Origin of the sequence: Halorubrum halophilum (genome assembly GCF_000739595.1) — an archaeon.
Classification (GTDB): Archaea; Halobacteriota; Halobacteria; order Halobacteriales; family Haloferacaceae; genus Halorubrum; species Halorubrum halophilum.
Genome location: NZ_BBJP01000004.1, coordinates 73,651 through 79,650, shown reverse-complemented (window position 1 = coordinate 79,650; position 6,000 = coordinate 73,651). Strand labels below are relative to the sequence as shown.

Sequence of the window (6,000 nt, the reverse complement as noted above, 5' to 3'; positions counted from 1 at the left end):
TAATATCCACTCTGTTTCCCTCCGTACGACCACGCACACAACGCCAGAATCGACGATAACCGCTACAATCAGCGCTCTATGACTGAAACTGTGAACTCGGCTGTGAAGCGCTCGCTCGGCTTCGCCGTGCGAGCGCGGTCATGGTTTCGTGAGTTCCGCGAAATCGCGCTGATGTGTGTCGTCTATAACATCAAGCGCTTCGTCAAACAGTGAATCTCTACGCCTTACAGCGATTCAACACAGCCGAAAGAACACTTCTCAGACTTCCTGCTTTGCGAATACCAGACTCGACCAGACGTTGATCTCTCGGAAGTCAACCGCGTACAGAACGTCCGGGCAGTCTGGAACGGTGACGAATGGAAACTCCACTTCGTCTGTAAGATCGAACTCGAAACAGCGGAGTCGACTGGCGACGGCGTGGCAGGGATCGACCTCGGCATTACGAATATCGCCACGGTCGCGTTCCCGGACGAATACGTCCTGTACCCCGGCAACTCGCTCAAAGAAGACAAACACTACTTCACCAGAGCTGAGTACGACACCGAGGGAGAGAACGGCCCGTCAGAGCAGTCGAGGTGGGCACGTCGGAAACTCTCCGAACGTGAGACACACTACTACCACGCGCTGACGGACGCCATAATCACGGAGTGTGTCGAACGCGGTGTCGGCACGCTCGCGGTGAGTTGGCCTGAAGACGTGCGAGAATCGGACTGGGGGAAAACGGGGAACAAGAAGCTCCACTCGTGGGCGTTCGACCGCATCTACCAGTACCTCGAATACAAAGGCGAGATGCGCGGTGTTGCGGTGCTGAAAGAGAACGAATGGAACACCTCGAAAACGTGTTCCCGCTGTAGAGACGACACGAAATCGAACCGTGTCGAACGTGGCTTGTACGTCTGCTCGTCGTGTGAGTTGGTAGCCAACGCGGATTGTAACGGGGCGGAGAATATGCGTCAGAAGATAACTCCGAGTCCTCACGGTGAGGATAGGAGTAACGGCTGTGTGGCACAGCCATCGACACACTTGTTCGACCGCGAGAGCGGGACGTTTCACACGAGAGAACAGGTCGTGTCGTAGACCAGCAAATATCCCACCTGCGGTACGGGAAGCCTCGCCGTTTACGGCGAGGAGGATGTCACCCGCAGCGAGAGTGAGAGGGAAGTGAACCCCCGCCGGTCAGTCCTCGTCGAGGTAGTCGACGACGAGCACGGGGACGTGCGTCGAACGCAGCGTCCGTTCGGTGACGCTCCCGAGCAGCGCTCGGCGGACGCCGGCCCGACCGTGGCTCCCCATCACGATGAGGTCGATGTCGTGGTTCTCGGCGTAGTCGCCGATCACCTTGTGCGGCCGACCGCCCGAGACGTGTTCGACGACGTCAACGCCGCGTTCGTCGCCGCGCTCGGCGACCACGCTGGTCGCCTCGTCGGCTTGGTCTTTCAGCTCTCCCATCTCGTCGAACCGGCCCTGTTTGAGTCGGTCGACCTGCTCTGTCCCGAGACTGAAGTTCACGGAGTCGATGTCGACCACGTACAGCGCGTGGACCTCGGCGTCGTACTTCTCCGCGAGGTCGAGCGCGTGGTCGACGGCGGCCTCCGCGACGTCGCTTCCGTCCGTGGGTACGAGGATTCGGTCGTACATTATCGCTCCTCCTCCGTGGCTTCGTCGTCAACTGCGCGGTCACCCTCGGCGCCCGCGTCGTCCACTGCGCGGCCGCCGTTGGCGCCCGCGTCGTCCACTGCGCGGCCGCCATCCGTCGCCACGTCCTCGCCGCCGTCCGCGGCGACGACGTCCTCGGCGGTCTCCTGCTGCCCCATCGGCTCGGGGCTGTGACACTGCCGGACGATCCGCTTCGTTTCGAGCGACGGCTCGTCGGTCGCCATCGAGACGACGATGGTGACGACGAACACGACCGGAAGCGTGATGAGCGCCGAGCCGATGGCGGGCATCCACTGGGCCAGTCCCGCCGACAGCGGCGCCTCAAGCGAGCCGATATACGTCGGGACGATCTGGTTGATCATCGGGAGCGACCAGAGAGTCAGCCCGGTCGTCATGCCGGCGAGCGCGCCCTGCCGGTTCGCGTTCTCCCACCACATGCCGAGGAAGAACATCGGGAACAGCACGGAGCCGGCGAGCGAGAACGCGTAGCCCACGAGCGCCGCGATCGACGACGCGGGGTTGAGCGCGGCCAGCGTGGTCAACGCGCCCAGTGCGACGATCGAGAGCCGACCGACGAGGATCTGCTGGCGCTGCGTCGCGTCCTCGTTGATGATGTTCGTGTAGATGTCGTGGCTGATCGCCGACGAGCCGGCGATGAACAGCCCGGCGACCGTCGCGATCGCCGCGGCGATACCGCCCGCCGCGACGATGCCGACGAACCAGTCCGGGAGCCCGGACAGCTGCGCCGCCAGCACGACGATGACCTCGCTGGCCGCGCTCGTCATCCCGGGATCGCCGTACGTCGCACCGACGTTCTGCGTGTAGAGGTCGGTCCCGAACGCCGCGAACGCCGGAGCGCTCCAGTAGAGGATACAGATGAAGAACAGCCCCCAGACCGTCGACCAGCGGGCCGTCCGTTCGCTCTCGACCGTGTAGAACCGGACGAGCACGTGCGGGAGCCCGCAGGTGCCGACGATCAGCGAGAACGTCGTGGCGACCCACAGGTAGTAGCTCGACGAGGCGAACGGCTCGGAGAACTCGGTGCCGAGTTCGCTGATCAACATTCCGTATTCGAGCTGCGGCAGCACCGTGGAGTAGCCGTTCGTCCAGCCGACGACGAGCAGGCCGACGGTGAACGCGAGGATGAGGATGACGTACTGGACCGCCTGGTTCTTCGTGGCGCCCAGCATCCCGGACAGCGTCAGGTAGCCGACCGTGACGACCATCATGGCGACGACCATCACTTGATACCCGTCGAGGCCGGGGATGAGTCCCCCGTAATCACCGAAGATGTACAGGCCGACGAGCGCCATCCCCTTCGCCTGCCCGATGGCGTAGACGAAGCCGATGAGGAACGTCGTCACCGCCGCGATGGCGCGCGCGGTGTCGGAGTTGAACCGGTCGCCGACGAAGTCGGGCGCCGTGTACTTTCCGAACCGGCGCAGCTGCGCGGCGAGGAAGATGAGCAGGATGAAGTATCCCGTCGTCCAGCCGACGACGTACACCAGCCCGTAGAATCCCGCGAGCGCGATCGACGCCGCCATTCCGAGGTACGACGCGGCCGACATCCAGTTCGCGCCGATCGCCATCCCGTTCTCGACATTCCCGATGGACCGGCCGGCGACCCACATGTTCTCGGTGTCGGCAACGCGGAAGACGAACCCGATCGTGAGGAACAGCCCCAACATCGCGATCACGAGGATCGACGGTGCCAGCTTGAACGAGATGTCGAGGGCCTCCGGGAGGAGGTCGCTCTGCAGGAGGATCGAACTCGCCGTCATTCGTCCGCCCCTCCGTCGGTCGCGACGTCAGCGGTGCCGTGTTCGATACCGTACTTCTCGTCGAGCGCGTCCCGCTTGCGCGAGTACCAGAACGAGAGGATCAGCGCGCTGGTCGGGGCGCCGAACGCGACGAGGAAGTAGTGGAGCGGGAAGCCCAAGATTGGCATCGGCTGCGTCATCGCGCCGGTCGCGAACCGCGTCAGAGTCACCGGTCCCCACACCGCGACGACCCAGATGGCGAACCCCGTCCAGACGATGCGGAGGTGATCGCGCATGTACGGCGTGCTCGGACTCAGGAGGTTCACCTCCGCCCCGAGGTAGTCGGTGTCGCTGTGCGTCTGTGCCGCGTTCGCGGCGACGCCGCCGTCGGTAGCGGCGTCGCCCGAATCTCGTGAGCTATTATCTGTCATGTGTTGTGGTGTGTATTGTCGTGGTGCGTTTGTGCGATTTTATCGTGATATTTATTTGCGGTGTCGAGCGTCTCGTCTTCGTCTGGTGTCCTAAAAACGGAGCCGTCGGTCGGCTACTCGCCCTTCGCTTTCTGCTGGATCTCTTCGACGATCTCCGGGTTGCGGAGCGTGCTGGTGTTACCCAGCTCCTTGCCGTCAGCGATGTTCTCGAGCAGGCGGCGCATGATCTTCCCGGACCGGGTCTTCGGTAGGTCGGGCGTGAACACGACCTGCTCCGGCCGGGCGATCGGGCCGATGGCATCCTCCACGCCCGCGACGATCGCGTCGCGGAGATCGTCGTTGCCCTCGTACCCGTCCTCGGTGGTCACGTACGCGTAGACCGCCTCGCCCTTGATGTCGTGGTCGCCGCCGACGACGGCGGCCTCGGCGACGCCCTCGACGCCGACGATGGCCGACTCGATCTCCATCGTCCCGAGCCGGTGGCCCGAGACGTTGAGCACGTCGTCGACGCGCCCGAGCACGGTGATGTAGCCGTCCTCGTCGATCTTCGCCCCGTCCTCCGGGAAGTACACCCAGTCGTCGGGGTCGTCGCTGTCGGTGTCGGAGTACTCCGCCCAGTACTCCTCGATGTAGCGCTCGTCGTTGTTGTACAGCGTCCGGAGCATGCCGGGCCACGGCTTCTGTACCGTGAGGTAGCCGGCCTTTCCGGGTTCTACCTCGTCGCCGAGCGTGTCGAGGATCTGTACGTCGAGGCCCGGGAGCGGCGGTCCGGCCGCCCCGGGCTTCATGTCTTTCACCCCGGGCAGCGTCGTCACCATCATGCCGCCGGTCTCGGTCTGCCACCAGGTGTCGACGATCGGGCACTCCTCGTTCCCGATGTGCTTGTAGTACCACTTCCACGCCCGCGGGTTGATCGGCTCGCCGACCGTGCCGAGCAGCCGCAGCGAGGAGAGGTCGTGGCGGTCCGGGAACTCCGAGCCCCACTTCATGAACGCCCGGATCGCGGTGGGCGCGGTGTACAGCTGGGTCGCGTCGTACTCGTCGACGATCTCCCAGAGCCGGTCCTGTTCGGGGTGATCGGGCGTCCCCTCGTACATCATCGTCGTCGTGCCGAGCGCGAGCGGCCCGTAGACGATGTAGGAGTGGCCCGTGATCCAGCCGATGTCGGCCGAACAGAAGTACGTGTCATCCGGCTTGATGTCGAGGACCGACTGCGAGGTCCACGACACCCACGACAGGTAGCCGCCCGTCGTGTGTTTCACGCCCTTCGGCTCCCCGGTCGTCCCCGAGGTGTACATCAGGAACAGCATGTCCTCGGCGTCGCGGGTGACCGGCTCGACCTCGGCGCCCTCGTGGTCCGCGACGAGGTCGCCGTAGTCGATCTGGTCGTCGCCGAGGTCGTGCCCGAAGTCGTCGCCGTTCGGGCCGAGCCGGTCGACGACGACCGTGGTCGTCTCGTGGTCGACGCCCGAGAGCCCCTCGTTCGCCTTGTCGAGGTGGTCGAGGGGGTCGCCGCGCCGGTAGTAGCCGTCGCAGGTGACGAGGTACTCCGACTCCGCGGAGTTCATCCGGGTCGCGAGCGCGTCCGCCGAGAACCCGGCGAACACGACGCTGTGGGGCGCGCCGATCCGGGCGCACGCCAGCATCGCGATCGGCAGCTCCGGGATCATCGGCATGTACATCGTCACCACGTCGTCCTCTTCGACGCCCTGCTCCCGAAGGGCGGCCGCGAACTCGTTCACCTCGCGGTGCAGCTCCGCGTAGGTGTACGACCGGTCGTCCTCGTCGACGGGCTCGCCGACCCACTCGATCGCGACCTCGTCGCCGCGCTCGTCGAGGTGGCGGTCGAGGCAGTTCGCCGACGCATTCAGCTCTCCGCCCGTGAACCACTCGTAGAAGGGAGGGTTGCTGTCGTCCAGCACTTGGTCGTAGTCCGTCTCCCAGTCGAGCAGATCGGCGGCCGCCTCCCAGCACTCCGGCCAGTTCTCGTCGAACTCGTCGTAGACGCCGGGATCCGAGACGTTCGCCTGTTCGACGAACGACTCTGGCGGCTCGAACACCTCCTGATCTGCGAGTCTCGCTTCCAGTTGACCGTCTCCCTCTGTCATGGTACGCTCTGTAGCAAACCGATCTCGGCCCTTAAACGATGGCGC

The 6,000-nt window shown here is 64.6% G+C and carries 4 protein-coding genes and 2 pseudogenes; 2 read left to right on the top strand and 4 right to left on the bottom strand.

Annotated features, from left to right (window positions below):
* Positions 1-15 precede the first annotated feature (15 nt).
* Together ACP96_RS01325 and ACP96_RS01320 are read left to right on the top strand one after the other, a co-directional pair.
* A pseudogene (locus tag ACP96_RS01325) lies at positions 16-213 on the top strand (IS5/IS1182 family transposase); the annotation flags it as partial.
* 33 nt (positions 214-246) lie between these two features.
* Positions 247-1,077 (top strand): annotated as a pseudogene (locus ACP96_RS01320) (RNA-guided endonuclease InsQ/TnpB family protein); the annotation flags it as partial.
* Between the two features lie 99 nt (positions 1,078-1,176).
* Here the strand turns inward: ACP96_RS01320 and ACP96_RS01315 are convergent.
* The 4 genes from ACP96_RS01315 to acs form a co-directional block, all read right to left on the bottom strand.
* Positions 1,177-1,638, bottom strand: coding sequence for a universal stress protein (locus ACP96_RS01315; protein ID WP_050031824.1), 462 nt, complete (start codon positions 1,636-1,638; stop codon positions 1,177-1,179).
* Positions 1,638-3,437: a VC_2705 family sodium/solute symporter gene (locus ACP96_RS01310; RefSeq protein WP_050031823.1), complete on the bottom strand. Its 1,800-nt coding sequence runs from the start codon at positions 3,435-3,437 to the stop codon at positions 1,638-1,640. The genes ACP96_RS01315 and ACP96_RS01310 overlap by 1 nt, the downstream gene beginning before the upstream one ends.
* The gene (locus tag ACP96_RS01305; protein ID WP_050026407.1) at positions 3,434-3,847 is read right to left on the bottom strand and encodes a DUF4212 domain-containing protein; all 414 of its coding nucleotides are present in this window, start codon (positions 3,845-3,847) and stop codon (positions 3,434-3,436) included. Before ACP96_RS01305 ends, ACP96_RS01310 begins: the two co-directional genes overlap by 4 nt.
* 113 nt (positions 3,848-3,960) lie before the next feature.
* The gene (acs, locus tag ACP96_RS01300; RefSeq protein WP_050031822.1) at positions 3,961-5,955 is read right to left on the bottom strand and encodes an acetate--CoA ligase; all 1,995 of its coding nucleotides are present in this window, start codon (positions 5,953-5,955) and stop codon (positions 3,961-3,963) included.
* Positions 5,956-6,000 lie beyond the last annotated feature (45 nt).

What these genes read in the sequence shown, in the direction of transcription:
- acs (WP_050031822.1), bottom strand. Translation starts at nt 5,955, where the DNA reads ATGACAGAGGGAGACGGTCAACTGGAAGCGAGACTCGCAGATCAGGAG.
- ACP96_RS01305 (WP_050026407.1), bottom strand. Translation starts at nt 3,847, where the DNA reads ATGACAGATAATAGCTCACGAGATTCGGGCGACGCCGCTACCGACGGC.
- ACP96_RS01310 (WP_050031823.1), bottom strand. Translation starts at nt 3,437, where the DNA reads ATGACGGCGAGTTCGATCCTCCTGCAGAGCGACCTCCTCCCGGAGGCC.
- ACP96_RS01315 (WP_050031824.1), bottom strand. Translation starts at nt 1,638, where the DNA reads ATGTACGACCGAATCCTCGTACCCACGGACGGAAGCGACGTCGCGGAG.